A 19,073-nucleotide genomic window follows, 5' to 3' on the forward strand; every position below is an offset into this window, starting at 1 on the left:
GTGCCGGTGTACGCGGTGCACCGCGGCCAACACAGCTGCCAGCCGCGTCGTCACGCGTGAGCGGACCTACGGGCGGTGGGCTCCCTTCGTGCCGGCCGCGCCGGCCCGAGCGCGCGTCGGCGAACTGCGGGCCACCGGCTTGGGGCTGCGACGCATAGCCGTCCTCGCCGGGATCTCACCGACCACATTGCGTGCCGTCATCGCGACCGGGCCCGAAGGTGGGCCGGCACGGATGAAGATCCGACCGGCGACCGCCACGGCGATCCTCGCCATCAAACCTGAGCGGGTAAACCGGGCCGATCGGAGCACACTCGATTCCACCGGTACGCGACGTCGCCTTCAGGCCTTGGTCGCGATCGGATGGGATCTCCGCGAGCTCGCAGCTCGCCTCGAGCGGACACCCACCCATGTCGCCCGCACGATGCGCGGTATTCGTGTCACCGCGGGCACCGCCGCGGCCGTTCAGTCGCTGTACGAGCAGCTGTGGGACGTCCGCCCGGCGCTGGACCGCCGCCCGGCGCGTGAAGCACTGGCGTGGGCGGCACGCAACGGTTGGCAACCACCACTGGCTTGGGACGACATCGACACCGACGCCTCGCCGCATCCGAGGATCGGAGCTCACCTCACCGGTGACGACATCGACGAGATCGCGGTCGAACGCGCCCTGGCCGGCGACGGCATCCGACTCGAGCAACTCACCCGCAACGAGCAGTACGAGGTCGTCCGGCGGCTTACCGAGCGCGGCGAGTCCATCCGCGCCATCGCCGACCGGCTCGGAACCACGATGCGCACCGTCTCCCGGCGCCGTCATGCCGTGGCGCGCGCTGCGTAGGAGTGGCGACCGCAGGTCGACCTCATCCGACGTCTACAGCTCACAATCAGAGGACACAACGTGAACGCACCTGACACCACTCAGCCATCGCCCCGGCAGCTGCTTGCCGACGCCGTGCAGGCCCTCACCGCCGCTGCCCGGCTGGACCACGGTCCTGACTTCGCCGAGTTCGTGACGCTCGCCGTGGCCAGCGCTGTGGCCAACATCGGCGACATCGAGACCGCACTGGCCCGTCGTCCCGGATCGTGGGAGGCCGCCCACGTGCGAGACATGCTCGTCTCGACTGTCGGCGACGACCTTTCCGTTCTGTTTCACCACCGCACCGAGCCGCTGCACTTCGTGGTGCGGCCGGAGCAGCTGCTCTTCGACGAGGGGTATTGGCGTCTGCATGACGAGGACGAGGCAACGCTGGAGCGTCGCTACGACGCGCTTGCACTTCCATCCATGACCCATCACCCCGATGGCACGCTCACCGGCGACCCGACCCCGTGGACACCAGAGCAGGAAGCGGCAGCCGCCACGCTCGACGAGCTGACCGTTCAACTCCACAAACTCCAAGACGACGACATCGCGGCCTACGGAGGCTCCTACGCCGCGGCCGTCCGTGCTGCCGTCGTGCAACTGCTGCCCGGCTTGAGCGTCCCCGTCGAGGTCACGGTCGAGTCCGGGTTCGACGACGACCCTGGTGCCCACATCGACGCGATGTGGGCCGTCGTGGAGAAGGCACGCGGCGACGCGCCGGTACCCAGCTCGGGCATCCCGTTGCGGGACTACCCGGCCGGTGCCGACCTAGCCGACGTGGAGCGACGCGCGAACCGCAGTCCACTGCAACGCATCGGGCAGTTGTCCCCGCCTCCGGCCCCCTGACGCCTTCGGCGCTCGTCACACCGGCCGCTGACGGCCGTCTTCCTTCTGAGTGTCACCACCGATAGCGGCGCGGGGTTCCGACAGTCGCTCAGCGCGGGTCACCCGACGCACCTCGGCCGCGTCCAGTTCCAGTAGCGCTGCCGCCCGGCTGACGCTGACGCCCTCGGCCAGCAGCTGGCGGAGCGCCACCGCCACGTCGGCCTGCGTGGCGTCCAGAGCGCGAGCTGCCTCGGCACGGACCTCCAACGCCAGCAACGCCGCCGCCGTCGCGGCTTCGATTCGCGCGTCCTGGTCCCCTCGCGCGCGATCGAGTTCACGGCGCCGTTCGCGCGCACGGGCCAATGCCGTCTGTCTCGTCATGACATTCCTGCCGGCCATACCAACCTCCGTCGCGTGATGATTCGTCATCGGATCGTCACACCCACCTACGCCACGTCGGTGTACTCCATCGCCGGCCACTCGACGCCGGCAGCACCAACCGACGCTCACCCGCGGACTTCTCGCTCGGCCGGACGTCCAACCGCAAGTGCGGGACGAACCGCGAAACCTGACACACCTCATGCATTCCGGCGTCACCCGCTGTACCTCACCTCGCTGCGTTGGCAGATGACTCCGTGAGAGTCGGGCCGTGATGACGGTGCACAAGCTCACCGCGGGCGACGGATACACGTACCTGACGCGCCAGGTGGCGGCGAACGACGCCACGAATCGCGGCTACGACAACCTCGGTGCCTACTACGCGGAGAAGGGTGAATCCCCCGGCGTCTGGCTGGGATCCGGTGTGGCCTCCGTGCCGCACTTTCACCCAGAGAACGGTGTGACCGAGGCTCAGATGGTCGCGCTTTTCGGTGAGGGACGCCATCCCGAGGCGGAACAGCTGGAACGTGCTGCAGTCGCGGCAGGTAGGTCTCCGGCGCAGGTCCGGCAGGCGAGCCGCCTCGGCACGCCGTACCGGATCCACGAGCAGGCGAACCAGTTCAACCGCCGCTCGGCCGGGGCCTACCGCGACCACAACACCGCCCTCGGTCTGCAGGCAGACACACCGGTCCCCGCCGAGGTGCGGGCTCAGATCCGCACCGCCCTGGCCACCCAGATGTTTGCGGAGACCTTCGGTCGGCCGCCGCTCGACGCCCGCGAACTCTCGGGGCATCTCGCGCGAATCTCCCGGCAGGCCACCACCGCCGTCGCCGGATACGACCTCGCGTTCAGTCCCGTGAAGAGCGTGTCGACGCTGTGGGCGGTCGCACCGCGCGAGGTGGCGGCCGTGATCGAGAAGGCCCACCACGACGCCGTCCGCGACACGCTGACCTGGCTGGAGGACAACGCGACCTACACCCGGCGAGGCCGGAACGGAGTCGCCCAAGTCGACGTCCACGGCCTGATCGCCGCCGCGTTCACCCACCGCGACTCCCGCGCGGGCGACCCGGATCTGCACACCCACGTCGCGATCAGCAACAAGGTGCAGGCACTCGACGGCGCGTGGCTCGCGCTGGACGGGCGCCCGATCTTCACGAACAACGTCGCCGCCTCGGAGCGGTACAACACCCGACTGGAGAGCTTCCTCATCGACCGGCTCGGCGTGCAGTTCGCCGACCGCCCCGGTGACGACCCGACGAAGCGACCGGTCCGCGAGATCGTCGGCATCGACGGCCCACTCCCCCGCCGCTGGTCGTCACGGCGGGCTGCGATCGACGTCCGCCGGGCGGCGCTGTCAGCGACGTTCCAGGTGGACCACGGGCGTCCGCCGACCTCGCTGGAAGCCATCGCTCTGGCCGCACGAGCGAACACCGAGACCCGGCAAGCGAAGCACGCACCCCGCTCCCACGCCGAGCAGCGCGCGACCTGGCGGACCGAGGCCATCGCCGTACTGGGAGGCGAGGCCGGTCTACGCGACTACCTGCGCACCGCGCTGGCGCCCCGGCGCAACGGACGAAAGCCCATCAAGGTCGATGGGACATGGGTGGGCGTCACCGCCGACACCGTCCTGTTAAACGTCCAGGCCTCCCGCGCAACGTGGAGCGCGCACCACATTCGCGCCGAGGCCGAACGCCAGGTGCGCCGAGCCGGAGTCCCCGCTGCCGAACTCGATCGGGCCGTCGACAACGTGGTCGCCGCGGCACTCACGCCCCTCAGGTCCATCCTGCTCGGACACGTCGAACCCGGCGACGATGCACTCACTCCGATGACATTGCGCCGACGCGACGGCAGCCCTGTCTACCGGGTTGCCGGGGCCACGACCTACACGTCGACGCGGATCATCGCCGCCGAGGAAGCGATCGTCGCTCACGCCGCCCGCCGTGACGGCCGCGTCGTCACCGATGCCACGGTCGACATGGCACTGCTGGAATCCACCGCCAACGGTGTCGAGCTGAACCCCGGCCAGGCACAGCTGGTCCGCGCCCTCGCGACATCGGGCGCACGGGTGCAGCTCGCGCTGGCACCGGCCGGCACCGGCAAGACCACGGCGATGCGCGTGCTCTCCCGCGCCTGGACCGCTGCGCAGGGCCACGATGACACCCGCGGCAACGTCGTCGGCCTGGCACCGTCGGCAGCAGCCGCGGCCGTGCTGCGCGCGGAGATCGGCGCCGAGACCGACACCCTGGCGAAGCTGCTCCACGCGCTCTCAACCGGCACCGATGTGCCCGGGTGGGTCGACTCGATCGGCCCCGGGACACTCGTGGTGATCGATGAAGCCGGCATGGCCGGAACCCTCGACCTCGCCGAGGCCATCGAGTACGTGGTCGGTCGTGGCGGGTCCGTGCGCCTCGTCGGCGACGATCAGCAGCTCGCGGCGATCGGCGCCGGCGGAGTGCTGCGCGACGTCGCAGCCAACCAAGGCGCGGTCACCCTGTCGCAGGTCATGCGGTTCACCCACCCAGAGACCGGCGCTCCGAATCACGCGGAGGGCGCCGCCAGTCTCGCTCTCCGAGACGGTGACGCCGCCGCGATTGCGTACTACGTCGACAACGGCCGGGTGCACGTCGGCGACTCCACGACCGCGGCCGATGACGCGTACGCGGCGTGGGCGGCCGACCATGCCGCCGGTCGCGACGCCATCATGGTGGCGCCCACGAGAGACCTCGTCGCCGACCTGAACACGCGCGCCCGGCACGACCGGATCGACGGCCTCACCGCCGGCGCCGAACGGGAGGTGACGCTCGTCGACGGCCTTCGCGCTTCCGCCGGTGACGTCATCATCACCCGCAAGAACAACCGGAAACTTACGCTCAGCGGCACCGACTGGGTGAAGAACGGCGACCGCTGGACGGTCGACACCGTCCGCGAGTCCGGATCACTCGACGTCACCCATCGGCGCACCGGCCGGCACCTCACGCTGCCCGCGGCCTACGTCGCCGAGCACGTCACCCTCGGGTACGCCACCACCGTCCACGGCGCACAGGGCATCACCGCCGACGCCGCCTACACCGTCGCGACCGGCGGCGAGACCCGGCAACTGCTGTACGTCGCGATGACCCGCGGCCGACACGTTAACCACGTCTTCCTCGCCACTGCAGGCGACGGCGACCCCCACTCCGTCGTCACCCGGGACGCGCTGCTGCCCCCGACGGCGGTCGACATCCTGACCCGTGTCCTCGCGCGCGACGGCGCCCCCGTGTCCGCAGCCAGCGCGAAGCGCACGGCGGATGACCCGGCTCTCCGACTGGCGGCGTGCGCGGACCAGTACGCCGACGCATTGGGCGTTGCCGCCGCAGAGCATCTGGGTCCGCGTGCCCTGCAGGCCATCGACATCGCTGCCGATGCCGTCGTGCCCGGCGTGACAGAGCTCGAGGCGTACCCCGCGCTGCGATCGCACCTCACCCTGCTGGCCGTGGCCGGCGACGACGCCGCGACCGTCCTCCGCAACGCGGTCGACGCACCCGGACGACGCGGCGTCGACGACGCCCATGACGCAGCCGCCGTTCTCCAATGGCGGCTCGACCCCGCCGGACGACGCTCAGCCGACAAAGGTCCACTGCCGTGGCTCCCTCCCATCCCACCCGCACTGAGCCGTGACCGGACCTGGGGGGACTACCTGCTCCACAAGGCGGACGCCGTCACCCGTGTGACGGATGCGGTCGCCACCCGGGCACGCGGGTGGACACCCACCAGCGCCCCTACCTGGGCCTCCCCGCTACTCGACCGTGACCTCGGCCTGGTCGCCGAACTCGCCGTCTGGCGGGCCGCGAACAACGTCGACGACTCCGACCGCCGGACGACGGGGCCGGCCGCGCTCGCCGCGGCAGACGCCTGCGCCCAGCGCAGCCTCGACCAGCGAATCGCCCGGGTGCTCGGCGACCCACGCACAGCCACCGGACGCTGGGCCCCGATCGTCGCCGCCATCGACAGCCGCATCGCCACCGACCCGTACTGGCCCACACTCGCCGACCGCCTCGCTATCGCCGACCGTGCGGGCATCGACATCGCCGCACTCGTGCGAGCCGCCGGGGCCCAAGCCCCCCTGCCCGACGAGCAGCCGGCCGCCGCCCTCTGGTGGCGGCTGGTGCCACATCTGGCTCCAGCCGCGATGACCGCCACCGAGCACTCGGTCTCCGAGTCCCTCCGTCCGGCCTGGACGCCAACGCTCGTCGCGGTTCTCGGCGCCCCCGATGCCGAGCGCGTCTGGACCGACCCGGCGTGGCCCGCCCTGGTCGCTGCGGTCACCCACGCTCAGCGAGGTGGCTGGGAACCGGAACTGCTGCTCACCACCGCTCACGACCTGCTCCGCACCGGCGTGCCCTACGAGGAGTCTGTTCGTGCCGACGAGCTCGCCACCGCGCTCGTCTGGCGCATCGGCATGCTCACCGACCCGCCGTCACACGTCATCGACCCACCGACGGCCGCCGAAGAAGCTCCCCAGGCGGACCTGCACGAACTCGAACTGCTGGCCCGATCCGACGGCGCACCGGACAGCGACTGGCTGGAAGGGCTCATCGAGCCCGAGCACGAAGACACCCCTCCCGCCGCGGAGGAACCGGTTCACACGACCGCGAGCGGAACAGACGACGCATCGGCAGCACGCGGACGCCTTTTTGAACTGAACGCTCAGGCCGCGGCGTACTTCATTGAGCGCTACCCCTCGTCGTGGGCTCCGAGCTACCTGGCCGACCGGCTCGGTACCGAATTGGCCGCAGACGACCGTTTCGTCGTCGGCTATGCACCCGGCGGGTGGACGGGGCTCACCACCCACCTGCGCGGGCTCGGCGCCACCGACGAGGAGATCTTCGCCGCCGGCCTCGGCACCTACGCCTCGACCGGCCGCGTCATCGACCGGTTCCGCGACAGGCTCGTTGTGCCGATCACGGCGGTTGGGCCCCGGGGCGACATCGAGATCCGGGGCTGGATCGGACGGCGCCACCCTGACAGGAGCGACGCCGACAACGCTGGGCCCAAGTACCTCAACTCGTCCGAGACCGAGCTGTTCGTCAAGGGCAACGAGCTCTACGGCCTGGCCGAGAACGCCGCCGCCCTCGCTGACGGTGCCACCCCGGTACTCGTGGAAGGTCCGATGGACGCATTGGCCGTCACCCTCGCGGGCCGCGGCGACTTCGTCGGCGTCGCCCCGCTCGGCACTTCGTTCACCGATACCCAGGCCGACGCACTGCGCCCGTTCATCGGCAACGGCTGTCCCGGCGTGATCGTCGCAACCGACGCCGACCGGGCCGGTCGACAGGCAGCGCACCGAGCGTTCTGGCAGCTCACGGCCCGCGGCGACAACCCCCGCCAGCTGCTCATGACCGAAGGCACGGACCCCGCCGAACTGCTCCACACGCAGGGGCCGGACACGCTGTGGTACGACCTCACCGCCGCTGGTCTACTCGCCGACACCGTTATCGCCGACCGCGTCGCTCCCTGGGCCGACCGGCTCGACACCGTCGAAGGCAGCATCTACGCGGCGCGCGCGGTTGCGCAAGTCGTCGCGGCGATTCCGCTCACAAATTGGCCCGGTCGCCTCGCGCTCGTCACAGCGGCGACTGGGGTCTCAGCGGAGACCGCGGTGGGGGCGGTGCTCGACGCGCACACGATCTGGTCCGCTGACCCCCGAACCGCGGCACGCCGGGCTCTCGCCGAGCGTGTGCCTGACCCGGCTGAGATCAGTCTCGCGTCGGCATTGAAGTCGTCGGAGGCACGGTGGGCCGCCTTCGCCGACCGACTCGTGCCAAACCTCACCGCCGACTCAGGGTGGCCGGCTCTTGCGGAGAGCCTCGACCGCGCCGACCAGACCGGCTACGACGTCAGTGCCCACCTGCCCGCGCTCGTCGGCCACCGACCCCTGCCCAACGCCCACGTCGCTAGAGCAGTCGAGCTTCGGCTAGCCACCGCGTGGCCTGCCTCGGTCGCGACCTCCGAACCGAACCATGATGACATGCAGCGGCACGACATTGGCCCTACCTATCCGCGGCAACAATGGAATGCGGTTCGACAGGTGCCGGCCGCTGAACTCGGCCATCAAGGCCGTCCCGCCTGACCCCTGAGGCGCGCGCACCGTCCGTACGCCTGACGCACCTCAGTGCAAAAACGTTGCGGACCACGCATGTGCGAATTAGACACAGGCCTCGCGGCAGCTGGGTCACGGGCGACACCGGCCGTCGCTCGTCGCGTGCCTCGACTGCGACTGCACCCGGTTACCGTTCGTCATCTGAGACCGCCGGCGCTGGCCGCTCTATGTGTGGGACTAGCAGATCGACCAACCCGGCGCCTCTCTCCAGTAGCCAGTCCCGGGGATCTGTGATCTTTCGTGCGGCAGCGCCGTTGGCCGAGTGCCGTGGAACGCGAAGCGGCAAGAGGCGGCTGCGATGTCCTCGTGTCGAGGCGCACGTCAGGACCGGCAAAGCTTGCGGCGACTTGGGCAGTGCTGCGGCTGTCGCCGGGTCCCTGCCGGTCGTGGTTAGTCCTCGGCTATCGAGGCGACGACGTGATGCAAACCGATCGCAGAAGGTGGTCTCCATCCTGACCGCGAAGCGGTGCCTTTGGTGGACCCGTGCTCGCTGGGTTCGGCGGGCCGGACCCGATCTGTGAGACCCGCCGACGAGGCAGCGCTCCTGGGCTTTCGCAGCGGTTGCCGGGCTCGCAACGGCTGCACGAGGGGCTGCCATGCGGCCGTCGGGCAATGCGGCCGTGGTTACGCCGACACGGTGTACGCCAACTCGTAACCAGCGTCGTTGCCGAGGTCTTCGTACACGACTGTCGGCTTGATACGGTTCCAGCGGTGGCCAAGCAGCAGCGCCAACCCGAGCGGGGCCGCAAGAAACAGGTGCACCCTCGACGCGCCCTTCGAGTGCTGGCGCGCGACGTCTCGGATCGCCGTCGCGACCGCGACGGCATCACCGCCGGAGCTGATCGACCTGTCATGGGCACGGGCTGCCGGCGCAACCGAGATGACCTTGCCCACCGAGACCCGGTTCGCCTGGAGCCACTCCACGACATCGTCCGTCGCCCGGGTCGCGACGTCCACGACGATGGCAAGGTCGCTTCCGCCAAGTTCAGCCACAGCGGTCGTGACCGCAGCATGGGTGGGGACGGCGTCGGAGCGCCACAGTTGCGGGCCCTGCATGCGGGCGATCTCCACGCCGGTCACACCTCGTAACGCGGCGCCGACCGTGAACCCGGTCGACAGACGAAAACTCCCGGTGATCATGACCCGAGGAAGCGCAACGATCTGGCGGGCAGCGGACGCGATGTCGTCGTTCAACTGCTGCCAGGTCGCAGGTGCTTTCGGATGACGTTTGGCGTACTCGTCGTCTCCGTCGAACCGGTCGACCCAGTCGACCGAAGCGACGGCCTGGTCTGACAGCGGGTCGGGCTTGATCGTGGAGATCGACAGGGTTGCCCAGGCGTCTCCGGCGTGCAGTTCAAGGGTGTCGATCGCGGCTCGGATGGTGTCGGCGTCGATGCGGCGATGGCCGTGGCGGACGTGCTGGGCTACCCAAGCGGTCGCGGTCAGCAGCGCGGCGTCGTCGCTGCGCAGACCTTGGGCGGTCATCCGCGCTCGTAAATTGTCGGCGACATCCGTGATGCCGCGTCCGGTCTTGAACTGGAGGTGCCCGAGCATCCGCAGCAGGTCGGCTTCAGGAACACCGGCGGCGGCGGCCCACGCCGCCCGCTCGCGGCCGCGGGCCGAGGCGGGTCCCTGCGCGGCGGCGTTGGGCAAGAGCAGCTCGGTGCGGGCGTCGATGCCAGAGAGCAGCGGGTTGCCGGGGTCGACATTTCGGTTAGTGACGAGCCGCAGCAGGGGACCCGGGCCATTGTCGGCGGACAAAGTAGCCCAGGTTTCGGCGAACTTTCGCAGGAGGTTCCGCCCGCCCAGGGTGGCGGATTCGGTGAGGTAGGCGGTGCTGACCGGTGACGAGCCGTCGACGGTGTACTTGACCTGCGTGTACTCGTGCGGTGGTGACTGCCGGTAGATGACGACGTCGTCGAAGGTTCCGGCATCTGGGTCCTCGACGCCGACCGTGACGGCTGGATTTGCGGCTCGGGTGATGCCGGTGTTGTCGCGGAGCACATCGAGGCATGCACACCACACCCACAGCCACTGGTAGTAGTCACCCCCGACGCGTACTCCGGTCGCGGACGGCGACGGCAACGGCCCGGTCATGCGTTTCGCGCTGGCCCGGAGTGGTCAGTGAACACTGGCGACGGTGCCAGTTCTCGCGCGGTGTCGAGGATGACCTGGTCGGTCAGCGGCCGGTCGGGATACGCAGCGAGAACTGCTGTAGGGACCAGCCGCTGGGTGAGGTCGGAATAGGTATAGCCGGGCCGGTCGCCGTGCTCGCCGGTGAGGCGTACGAGTTCGTCCAGGGTCTTGCCCCTCAGCCCGAACCCGGTCAGCGCGTCGGCGAGCACGATTCGCCGCTGCCCGTCGTTCGGGCGGGAAAATTCGAACGTGGCCGCGGCCCGCCGCCGGACGGCCGGATCCAACGAGTCGAGCCGGTTGGTGCACATCACAACGACCACAGGAAGGCCGCTCCCGGCGAGGTCGTCGATCCCGGCGAGGAAGGCATCAACGCCGGCGCGGTCCTCGTGGTGCATCTGCTGCGCCTCGCGGGACTGGGCGAGGGCGTCGGCCTCGTCGATGACCAAGATCTGGATCGCGGTGATCTTGTCGCCACGTCGGGACTGCTCGGCTTCACGCCGGATCATCGCGAAGGCGTCGCTGACCAGCGTTGTCATCTCACCGACCAAGCCGGTGCCGCGGGCGGTCAGTTTCAGCCGGAACAGTTGCGCAGAGAGCCGATGGGTGCGGGCGAGGTCGCAGCCGAAGCTCTCGGCGAGGGCAGACTTTCCGGAGCCGACGTCACCACCGAAGATGATCAGCGGCGCCCGGTCGCTCAACGTCGCGGTCAATGCGTCGGCGTTGACGTCGCGGTGGTGACGGCGCGCCCAGTCGGTCAGTGACTGCGGGTTGACCAGTACCGACGCTTCTCGGCGCAGCCGCGTCTTGATGTCGTCGACACCGACCAGACGGCGGTACCGCTCGTCGCGGACCTCGTCGGGGAGTTCGACGACGGGTAAGAACAGGTCTTCTTGGGTGCTCATGGTCCCCTTCGGATGTCGAGACGGCCCGTGCGGGATGGTTCTGACTGGCGCCGCGCGGCGCGCGTAGCCGGATGGGCAGGTGGGTCAGGTCAGGATGCGGCGGTGTAAACGCCGCGTTCGAGTCCGTGTTCGGCGCGCGCGTAGGACTTCGTGACTCCGTAAGACCCGCCGCCAGTCGTGGGTTCGGTGCCGGTCACCCGGTGCACGGGCAGGGCGTCCAGGAACTCGACGCGCGCGTTGGACGGCAGCAGATCGAGTGCAGCCGAGTAGGTCAGGAAGCTGTAGAACGGCAGGTTGGCGACGGGTGCTGACCGCGGGAGTTGCCCGGGGTTGTTGTCGTCCAGGTAACCGTTGGCCGTGGCGGTGTAGCGCAACCGCAACTTCCATTCGGTGCCGGACTTGAACCCGAAGTCCACAGACTTCAGGTACCCGGCCTTTAGCAGTTGCGCGACCTCTTCGACGTAGTCGGGGATGTCGACGAGCGCGGGCTTGCCGTACATCGCGTTGAGGTTGCGCAGGTCGGCGCCGAGCTTGCTCGCAATATATCGGGCGTCGGTGATGGTGAAGGTGGAGGTGGCGCTGCGGGTCAGGCTTGAGGTCATCGGTCACGCCCCGTGGAAGGTAGGTCCGAACAGCGTCCGCCAGGCGTCGTTGGCGGCGGACTTGGTGTTGGCGGCCGAAGCCCAGGTGACTGCGTCGAGAGCGTCCGCAGCACGGTCGACCAGTCGGAGCCGATCGGATTCCTGGTAGGCGCCGGCGACGTTGTTGGTGGGGTTGACCGGATCGATCACGCAGATCGGCTCGGACGGGACGGTGACGTCGGCGGCGCTATAGAAGTCGTCGAACAAGACCGGTTCTTTCAGGCCACCGTTGACGATGAAGCCGAGGAACTGTTCGAACGCCCGCGGGTAGTCGTGCAGAGCCAGAGGCTCACCGTTCCAACCGGTGTCCCATAGGTGCGCGACGATCAGCTCTGCCAGGAAGCTCTTGAACTTGAACTCGTCGCCGAGTTCGGCCTTGGACCGTTTGATGAACGCCTTGACCAGTCGGATGAACTCCTTGTACTCGGGGCCTGCGGTGGAGGCGCGCGAGTTCAGGAACTTCAGGTGCAGGGAGACCGAGGTCAACACCCGTCGTCCGTCGCGGGTGATGAGGCAGCCGCGGTCGTCTTCGCCGCCTTCGTACAGCACCGGCGCGACGTCGATCTTCAGGCCGCTGCCGATCATGGTGATGCCGACGGCGTGCTGGGAGATGACAAAGTCGTCGGCGACCTTCGTCTTGCCGTACACCTCGATGCATCGGTCCCGTAGCCAATCCAGCAGACCGGATTCTTCGGCGCCAGTGCCGCCGACGCTGGCAGCGCGGACGTACGCGGCGACGTCGGCGTCGGAGCCGCCAGCGCCGCGGATCGCGGTGTGCTTGGCGACGCTGCCGGAGGCGCGCATCTTCACCAGGTCGTAGTCGGGGTGCTCGGCGATGTAGGACTCCAGCCGAGTCCGCAGGTGGTTGACCTGCTCACGTCGCTTACGGGCGGTGTCGGACGGGACGTTGACGCTGTTGACGGCGTAGGCCGCGAGAACGGTGTGCGTGACGAACTCGTGCATCGTGGTGCCTTCGTAAAGGTCGGGCGGGACGGCGACGGCATGCCGTGCCCGCAGGGGTTGATCTCGGCCGTCATGCTTGCACGGGGGTCTGACAGTTCCGCCTGCTGTCGGCGCCGACGGTCGCTAGGACCGGGCGGGGCGTCAGGGCGGAAACGACGGCTAGCCGATCACAGACGGCGGTGTCCGGTCGACCACCTAGTCGAACACACGTTCGGGTGAATGTCTACCGGCGAAGCGAGGTCGGCGTACGGTCGCCGTACCCCCGTCCGTTGCCGCTACCCGTGAACGCCGATCACTACGCGGGGCCAGGACGGTACACAGCTGAACGGTCCGGGTCATCTTCATCTTGCCCGCCCAAGCGCCGGCACCGGGGTTTACTCGTCACCTTCCGGTCGGGGGCCGGTCTAGGTGACTCAGCATGTCGTCCAGCAGCTGGAGGTTGGCCGGCGCGCTGGCGGCGCGGACGATCGCTATCCAGCCCTCGGCCTGCTCGCGGTGGACACGGCTCTCCTGATCAATGATGTCGAGCAGCTGTGAGACTCGTTGGGTTAACGCCACGTTGTCCGCGCGAAGTCGGAATCAAGCTGATCTCATCCGAGCGGCACGGCCAGACCTCATCGCTCGGAGCCTGCCCCGCCTGTCCGGACGCAGCGCATAGGGTCCGGCCGTCGAGCGTCCGCCCGCTCAGGTTTCGTTCTGCGAAAAGTTGCAGTCGCCGATCGTCAGCTGCGCCGCTCGTCTCAACGCGGCGAATGAGCCCCTTCGAGCGTGTCAGCGGGGTCTCGGGCAGCGGGCGTGACAGCCTCGTCATCCTCTCCCTCCCATTCGCACAGGTCGGCTCCATCGAGGTTCAGATGTCCATGTCGGTCGACTCGCACAGTCGTCGGCTTGCACTACTGACCGTGCGCGAGACAGAAGCGGGTCGCGGCATCGACCTCCGCTCCGCGGGATGGCTCGACCCACTCCACCTGGTCTGCGTGGCGTCGGCCGCCCACGACGCGCACGTGGTGGGCACGCCGTTCGAACTCCTCGGACCTCAGGGAGACCAAGCCCGCTATGCAGCACGTATGCGTCTTGGTCACGTGCTCGACCGTGTCGGCGCGCGGCACGACCTTCCCGAGGTCCGTGAGCGCGACCGCGCCGATGTCCTCACCGAGCTCACGGCTCTGCAGCGTCCGGCGGACGTCCGCGCCATGGCGACGCTGGTGTACGACAAGGTGGCCGCCTTCGACGCCGACACGGCCGCGGGCTTGCACAACTCGCTGGCTGAGATCAGCGCCAACGTGCACGAGCACTCCGGCACGATCGGCTTCGTCGCAGCGCAGACCATCCCCGCTCAAGGCGTCATCCGATTCGCCGTTGCGGACGCCGGCGTCGGCATGCTCGCCACACTGCGCACACGTGGTGCCACCGACGCTCGGACTGCCATCGCGATGGCGCTGTCCGGTGCCAGCAGTCTGACTGAGGCCACCCACGGGCGGGGGCTGCCCTCCGTCCTGCGAGATGTTGGTGCTCTGGGTGGTCAACTGGTGGTCGCCTCGGGCGACGCACTCACAGCCGCGGACCGCAACGGGCGCACGCACCAGCCCACCCGCGCCTGGCGCGCAGGGACCGTGCTCGAAGGCTGGGTACCCCTGGCTCAGGCACGACACGCCTCCACGCTGCCGGCGCCGCGCTGAGCGTGCCAGAATGGACTCAGTCGCGATTGACACGACCCCGAGCTACTGGTAGGGAACTAAAGATGACGGACTCGAAGACCATCCGGCTACCGCGCCTCGTTAGTGGCCGGGACTTCGCCGATGAGATGGTCGACGCGTTCACGGCCGCAGAAGGCCCCTTGGACGGCGTCCACGTGGTCGTCGACGCCTCGAATCTCCTCAGCGGCACCGCCTCGTTCGCAGCTCAGCTCGTACGCCGCATCCTGTTCGACGCCAACGCCGCCGAGATGGTCCTCACCGGAGCGCCGACACAGTTCGCTCAGGACGCGACCCTTGCTGCCAGCGAGCTCGAGGCCACGGCACGCTTCGACGTTGCGGCGAGCCTTGCCTCTGTCGCCAGCTAGGTCGCGCCCGCCGCTCCCGCTGGTCGCTCAGCTCTTCAGCGCCGGTCCCAGGCCTGTCGCCGAGCGCAAGGCGGCGGCGAACGCCTCGTGCAGCGCATCCCAGTCCGCGTCCTCGTCCCGAGGACTCACATCTTGTGTGCTGACGAACCGCTGCTGTGCGTCGACTGCCCACGACTCGGTCGCGTCGATGACGCGGCGATCTTCCACCCGGGTCAAGGTGACCGTGACCAGCACGCGGGCATCGTCGAACCGGCGTTGGGCCTCATCGAGCTCGGGCGAGGGCATCCCGGCTCCAGCTCGCGCGATGAGCCCGTATTCGCGCAGTCGGCCTCGCATCGCGACGACCGCCCCCTGAGTGTCGAGCAGTGCCTGCCGGCGACGTTCATAGACGCGTGCTCGCCGCTCGCGTCGGGCCAGCTCGACCTGGGTTCCGATCGCGACCAGGAGCGCCACGACCCCGGCGATGATCGCTCCCGTCAGGCCCGTCATGAGACGAGCGTGGCACAGACACACGAACGCGAGCCGCGATTGCGGCCTGGTGTCCCCGACCCCGTCATCGTCAGCTTCGACACCTTGCGAACGACGCACCTCGGAGCAGGCGCCCTGGGGGAGCGCTGGCGCGACCCCCTGACGCAGATGCCGATCCCCGATCGCGGCGGGCTAGCCGCGGGTCGGTGTCGACGAGGCTGCCCTCGCAGCCGTGTAGAGGCGCCGTCGCGTGGGCGGCCGAGGCCGAGGTCAGGATGGACCCGGCTCCGAGTCGGCGGACTGGTTGCGCTCGAACCACCCGCCCGGCGGCACCGGCGGGCGCCGCGGTGGACGTGGCACACGCGGCTCGACGTCCCACAGCCGCCGGACCCCGGCCTGGGCCGCGGCAATCGGGTCCGCTGTCAGACGGACGACTCGCTCTTCGAGTCCTCGCGCTGGCCACGCCGCGACCAGCCGTAATGGCCCCACCGGCGGTACAGGTGACAAGAAGAACGTACGGGTGGCGTGCCGTGAACCCCCGCCCCCGCCAACCGGGGCGAACGTCACCGCATCCGCTGCGAGCGTCGCTGCCTCGGCGAACACGGCCTGCATCCCGCCAGACGTGCTGCCGGTTCGACCGTCGGCGTACTCCACCCCCAGAAGCAGGACGTCGGCGCCCGCGCGCGGATCGAACAGCCCGCGCGCGACGCCCTGCGGATCATCCTCGTCGCGGCGTGCGTTCACGACCACCGTGATTTCTACGCCCGTCGAATACACCCGAGCGCCCGCCAAGAGCACGACCACGTCGGCGGACTCCAGCAGCACCGCGTCCCACCCGACACTGACCGGCGCCTCGTTCTCTGGGACCTGCCGACGACGAAACGCCGCCATTCGCGCCTCAGCCTCCGCAGGGTCCGTCCCACCCACCGCACCGCCCGCACCAGTCACGTACTCCATGGCCGCAGTCTGTCTCACAACCGCCGTGTGAACAGCCCCCGCGGGCATCCTTCGGGCAAGCAGGACTTGGCCAGGAACTAGATGGGTCGCGGCCGGCTGGCCGTTCTCGTCTGTCCGACCCCCGGCTTGCACAGAGTCGTAGAAGCGGACCCGTTGCGAACGCCGTCGAGGGCTCAAAGCACGACGACTTCGCAACCGGGGATCGGCGAACGGACGCGATGCTGCTGCTCGTCGGGTTCGTACTCAGTTCGAGTTTGCCGCCTCGTACGCCTGTAGCACGGCCGCCGGCAACGAACCGCGAGCACTCACCTCGTGCCCGTTCTGCATGGCCCACTGGCGTACTACCTTCGGGTCATAGGCACCGCTGTTCGCAGCTGACGATCGAGTCGACCCGTTCTTCCAGGACTTCGATTTCGTCGTAGCCGAGGGTGCCTTGTTCCCCCTGCGGCGCGCTCCACTAATCGACGGACGGCCGTCGGCGGTCAACGTGACGTTGTAGATGCTGCCGACGACGCGCATGACGTCGGCGAGGGGTTCGTTCGAATCAATGGTGATTTGCATGAGCCCATTGTGTCCGATCGACATCACCGGGCTAATCCAGGTGTCAATACCCGACCACGCATACACGGGTGGGTCACCCTCAGCACCGTGCAGGCACCGCAACGGATCGGCCCGGGCGGCTCAAACGAGATCCCCGCGACGCGAGCTGATCTCGTCGAACCGAGTGTCGTTGCCCCTCCGCCCCACGTACGAGTGGTGACGCGCCTCCGCCGGCCACTCAGCGTGCTCGCCCGTGCGACACGTGCTCTCGCCGAGGCGGCCGCTCATGCGGTCGCAGAACATTGGGAACGTGTAGCGGTGCCAGTCCTCGACGAGCTCGGGAACGGTCGCGCACTCAGCCGTCCACCGCAGAACTGCGAGGACCGGAAGCTCGCGCGCGATGTGGGCGTGGTGCGGCCAGCAGGGCGGGATCATCTGCGCGGGGCGCCAGGCGTACTCGTGGTTGATCCAGATCGCGACCTCATCGCACCACAGCCACATGTCCTCTCTCAGCTCAGCCGGGCAGGTGGCGGGGTCCCACGGCCGTGGCACGTCGCCGTCGATACCAGCCGCCCGCATCTCGTCGCGGTCGCCGCGCCGGAGGATCTGCAGCATGCTGAGGACCCGGACCACTGAACCAGGCGGGGGCGGGAAGGCGCTGACGATCGACGTCACCATGACCACTGCTTCACGCCAGGCGTCTCCGCGTGTGGTTCGTCGTGGTGCGGGGACCGGGTCGGAGGTGCAAGACGGTTGGCGCGCGCGTAGGCCACGGCCGCAGCGGTGCGGTCTTCGAGGTCGGTGACCTCGGCGCGGGCGGCCGTCACACGTGCCCGCGCAGTCTCGAGGTCCACCTTGAGCTGGCGACCCTCCTTGCCGTCGAAGCAGCGCCGTAGCTTGGCGATGATCGGCGGCGCGTTGCCGGCGATCACCAGCGCATGGCGCTCCTCGATTCGGCGGATGTCGCCCGGGCGCAGCACACGGACATCCTCGCCCGCACGGGATGTTCCGACGCCGCCCGGACCGTCCGACACGGTCTGCCGGCTGATGCGGACGTCGTCCAGCAGCTCTGACAGTTCGCGGTAGAACTGCACGTCCTTCCCGCCGCCGAACACGATCAAGTTGTTGGTGAGGCCGAACAGTGACCGTGCCTCGTCCTCGCCGTACGAGACGACCATCTGCTTCCAGGTCTGCGCGGCGTAGATGAAGCTCAACCCGAGTGCGCGCTCGTTGGCCATCCGCACCCGCAAGGTCGGCAGGGGCGTGGTGGAGGGCAGCTCGTCAAGGCACGCGAGGAAACATGGCGTGAGCCGCCCGTGCGGCGCCGTCGTCGCCGCCCACAACGCGGTGTCCAGCACGTGTTCAGCAATGGCTGTCATCAGCGGCGCCGCACTGGCGTAGGGATCCTCCCGGCCGAGGAGGTAGACGGTGCCCTGCCTGGCGATCAGGTGGGCGATGTCGGTGGCGGGTCGGCCCGTCGACGGCACGCACCGGGCCCGGATCGCGGGCTGGAAGAACAGCGCCATCGCCTGCTGCACGGTGGTGACCGTGTTGCCCACCGTATCGGCCGAACCGTGGAGCGCGCCGCTGACGAGCCCGTCCCAGAACCTCGCCGCATGCGGGTGCTGCCGGAGGATCTCGGCGGGCTGCTCGGCCGCGACGGGGTTCGCGATCCACTCGAGGATGTGGTCGAGGTTGCGGCCGGTCAACGCGGCGGCGTGCAGGAAGCCCTGCAGCACCTTCGCCGTTTCGGCCGCGTAGAAGCGCGCGGCCCCGTCGTGATGACCGCCGGTGACCGCTCCGGTGACCGTCCCCGCGGCGAAGGCCTTGGCGCGCTTCTCGGCCACCTTCGGGTCGACGCACCCGGCGATCGGGTCCCACACGAACTCCGGTAGGCCCGGTGCCGCTCCGAACGGATCGAGCACGGCGATGGGGCGCGCGCCCCCGGTCGCGGTCAGGGGCAACTGTCGACGGCCGGCGGTGAGCAGCAGATCGTCGACCTTAGTCAGGGTCGCCATGGCGGCACCGCGGTGCGCGAGCAGCGCCGGCGCCAGCACATCGAGGGTCTTGCCGGATCCCTGCTCGCCGTAGACGCCGGTGGTGCGGTCGTACCGCGACCACAGTTCGACGCCGCGGGGTGACTGCGATCGTCCGATCCGCCATCCGACGTCAGCTGGATCGAAGGCCATGTCCACTCCGGCTGCTCAGG

Annotated in this window: 15 protein-coding genes; 5 read left to right on the plus strand and 10 right to left on the minus strand. The window is 69.2% G+C overall.

Annotation, left to right across the window (positions count from 1 at the left end; translation table 11 throughout):
- The first annotated feature begins 88 nt into the window (after nucleotides 1-88).
- Nucleotides 89-832, plus strand: a complete 744-nt coding sequence (locus tag ACXR2U_RS00915) for a hypothetical protein (protein ID WP_458823018.1) — start codon at nucleotides 89-91, stop codon at nucleotides 830-832.
- Nucleotides 833-892: 60 nt separating this feature from the next.
- On the plus strand, nucleotides 893-1,699 hold the full coding sequence (locus tag ACXR2U_RS00920) for a hypothetical protein (RefSeq protein WP_458823019.1): 807 nt from the start codon (nucleotides 893-895) through the stop codon (nucleotides 1,697-1,699).
- Nucleotides 1,700-1,714: 15 nt separating this feature from the next.
- Here ACXR2U_RS00920 and ACXR2U_RS00925 read toward each other — a convergent pair whose 3' ends face one another.
- Nucleotides 1,715-2,059, minus strand: a complete 345-nt coding sequence (locus ACXR2U_RS00925; RefSeq protein WP_458823020.1) for a hypothetical protein — start codon at nucleotides 2,057-2,059, stop codon at nucleotides 1,715-1,717.
- Nucleotides 2,060-2,330: 271 nt separating this feature from the next.
- Here ACXR2U_RS00925 and mobF point away from each other — a divergent pair, with 271 nt between their 5' ends.
- Nucleotides 2,331-8,165, plus strand: a complete 5,835-nt coding sequence (gene mobF, locus ACXR2U_RS00930) for a MobF family relaxase (RefSeq protein ID WP_458823104.1) — start codon at nucleotides 2,331-2,333, stop codon at nucleotides 8,163-8,165.
- Nucleotides 8,166-8,819: 654 nt separating this feature from the next.
- Here the strand turns inward: mobF and ACXR2U_RS00935 are convergent.
- From ACXR2U_RS00935 to ACXR2U_RS00950, 4 genes are all read right to left on the minus strand, one after another.
- Nucleotides 8,820-10,292, minus strand: coding sequence for an SAVED domain-containing protein (locus ACXR2U_RS00935; RefSeq protein ID WP_458823021.1), 1,473 nt, complete (start codon nucleotides 10,290-10,292; stop codon nucleotides 8,820-8,822).
- Nucleotides 10,289-11,233, minus strand: a complete 945-nt coding sequence (locus ACXR2U_RS00940; RefSeq protein WP_458823022.1) for an AAA family ATPase — start codon at nucleotides 11,231-11,233, stop codon at nucleotides 10,289-10,291. Before ACXR2U_RS00940 ends, ACXR2U_RS00935 begins: the two co-directional genes overlap by 4 nt.
- Nucleotides 11,234-11,322: 89 nt before the next feature.
- Nucleotides 11,323-11,835 (minus strand): HORMA-1 domain-containing protein, encoded by a 513-nt coding sequence (locus ACXR2U_RS00945; protein ID WP_458823023.1) that lies wholly within the window; start codon nucleotides 11,833-11,835, stop codon nucleotides 11,323-11,325.
- A gap of 3 nt (nucleotides 11,836-11,838) precedes the next feature.
- The gene (locus ACXR2U_RS00950) at nucleotides 11,839-12,837 is read right to left on the minus strand and encodes a CBASS oligonucleotide cyclase (RefSeq protein WP_458823024.1); all 999 of its coding nucleotides are present in this window, start codon (nucleotides 12,835-12,837) and stop codon (nucleotides 11,839-11,841) included.
- Nucleotides 12,838-13,589: 752 nt separating this feature from the next.
- Between ACXR2U_RS00950 and ACXR2U_RS00955 the strand changes: the two genes are divergently transcribed.
- Together ACXR2U_RS00955 and ACXR2U_RS00960 are read left to right on the plus strand one after the other, a co-directional pair.
- Complete coding sequence (locus ACXR2U_RS00955) at nucleotides 13,590-14,516, plus strand: hypothetical protein (RefSeq protein WP_458823025.1); 927 nt, start codon at nucleotides 13,590-13,592, stop codon at nucleotides 14,514-14,516.
- A gap of 62 nt (nucleotides 14,517-14,578) precedes the next feature.
- Nucleotides 14,579-14,899 (plus strand): hypothetical protein, encoded by a 321-nt coding sequence (locus ACXR2U_RS00960; RefSeq protein ID WP_458823026.1) that lies wholly within the window; start codon nucleotides 14,579-14,581, stop codon nucleotides 14,897-14,899.
- 27 nt (nucleotides 14,900-14,926) lie between these two features.
- Here ACXR2U_RS00960 and ACXR2U_RS00965 read toward each other — a convergent pair whose 3' ends face one another.
- The 5 genes from ACXR2U_RS00965 to ACXR2U_RS00985 all read right to left on the minus strand — a co-directional run bounded on the left by ACXR2U_RS00965 (nucleotide 14,927) and on the right by ACXR2U_RS00985 (nucleotide 19,053).
- Complete coding sequence (locus ACXR2U_RS00965; RefSeq protein WP_458823027.1) at nucleotides 14,927-15,388, minus strand: hypothetical protein; 462 nt, start codon at nucleotides 15,386-15,388, stop codon at nucleotides 14,927-14,929.
- 249 nt (nucleotides 15,389-15,637) lie between these two features.
- Nucleotides 15,638-16,324 (minus strand): hypothetical protein, encoded by a 687-nt coding sequence (locus tag ACXR2U_RS00970; RefSeq protein ID WP_458823028.1) that lies wholly within the window; start codon nucleotides 16,322-16,324, stop codon nucleotides 15,638-15,640.
- A 243-nt stretch (nucleotides 16,325-16,567) separates the two neighbouring features.
- Nucleotides 16,568-16,951 (minus strand): Lsr2 family DNA-binding protein, encoded by a 384-nt coding sequence (locus tag ACXR2U_RS00975; RefSeq protein WP_458823029.1) that lies wholly within the window; start codon nucleotides 16,949-16,951, stop codon nucleotides 16,568-16,570.
- Between the two features lie 54 nt (nucleotides 16,952-17,005).
- Entirely contained in the window at nucleotides 17,006-17,479 is a 474-nt protein-coding gene (locus ACXR2U_RS00980) for a hypothetical protein (protein ID WP_458823030.1), read from the minus strand.
- Nucleotides 17,480-17,535: 56 nt separating this feature from the next.
- The gene (locus ACXR2U_RS00985; RefSeq protein WP_458823105.1) at nucleotides 17,536-19,053 is read right to left on the minus strand and encodes a type IV secretory system conjugative DNA transfer family protein; all 1,518 of its coding nucleotides are present in this window, start codon (nucleotides 19,051-19,053) and stop codon (nucleotides 17,536-17,538) included.
- Nucleotides 19,054-19,073 lie beyond the last annotated feature (20 nt).

This window comes from Jatrophihabitans sp. YIM 134969, assembly GCF_054456675.1.

Excerpts from the sequence above, each read along its gene's own strand:
- ACXR2U_RS00970 (WP_458823028.1), bottom strand. The coding sequence starts at position 16,324 with ATGGAGTACGTGACTGGTGCGGGCGGTGCGGTGGGTGGGACGGACCCT.
- ACXR2U_RS00940 (WP_458823022.1), bottom strand. The coding sequence starts at position 11,233 with ATGAGCACCCAAGAAGACCTGTTCTTACCCGTCGTCGAACTCCCCGAC.
- ACXR2U_RS00935 (WP_458823021.1), bottom strand. The coding sequence starts at position 10,292 with ATGACCGGGCCGTTGCCGTCGCCGTCCGCGACCGGAGTACGCGTCGGG.
- ACXR2U_RS00955 (WP_458823025.1), top strand. The coding sequence starts at position 13,590 with ATGAGCCCCTTCGAGCGTGTCAGCGGGGTCTCGGGCAGCGGGCGTGAC.
- ACXR2U_RS00925 (WP_458823020.1), bottom strand. The coding sequence starts at position 2,059 with ATGACGAGACAGACGGCATTGGCCCGTGCGCGCGAACGGCGCCGTGAA.
- ACXR2U_RS00950 (WP_458823024.1), bottom strand. The coding sequence starts at position 12,837 with ATGCACGAGTTCGTCACGCACACCGTTCTCGCGGCCTACGCCGTCAAC.
- ACXR2U_RS00980 (WP_458823030.1), bottom strand. The coding sequence starts at position 17,479 with ATGCTGCAGATCCTCCGGCGCGGCGACCGCGACGAGATGCGGGCGGCT.
- ACXR2U_RS00985 (WP_458823105.1), bottom strand. The coding sequence starts at position 19,053 with ATGGCCTTCGATCCAGCTGACGTCGGATGGCGGATCGGACGATCGCAG.
- mobF (WP_458823104.1), top strand. The coding sequence starts at position 2,331 with ATGACGGTGCACAAGCTCACCGCGGGCGACGGATACACGTACCTGACG.
- ACXR2U_RS00960 (WP_458823026.1), top strand. The coding sequence starts at position 14,579 with ATGACGGACTCGAAGACCATCCGGCTACCGCGCCTCGTTAGTGGCCGG.
- ACXR2U_RS00945 (WP_458823023.1), bottom strand. The coding sequence starts at position 11,835 with ATGACCTCAAGCCTGACCCGCAGCGCCACCTCCACCTTCACCATCACC.
- ACXR2U_RS00965 (WP_458823027.1), bottom strand. The coding sequence starts at position 15,388 with ATGACGGGCCTGACGGGAGCGATCATCGCCGGGGTCGTGGCGCTCCTG.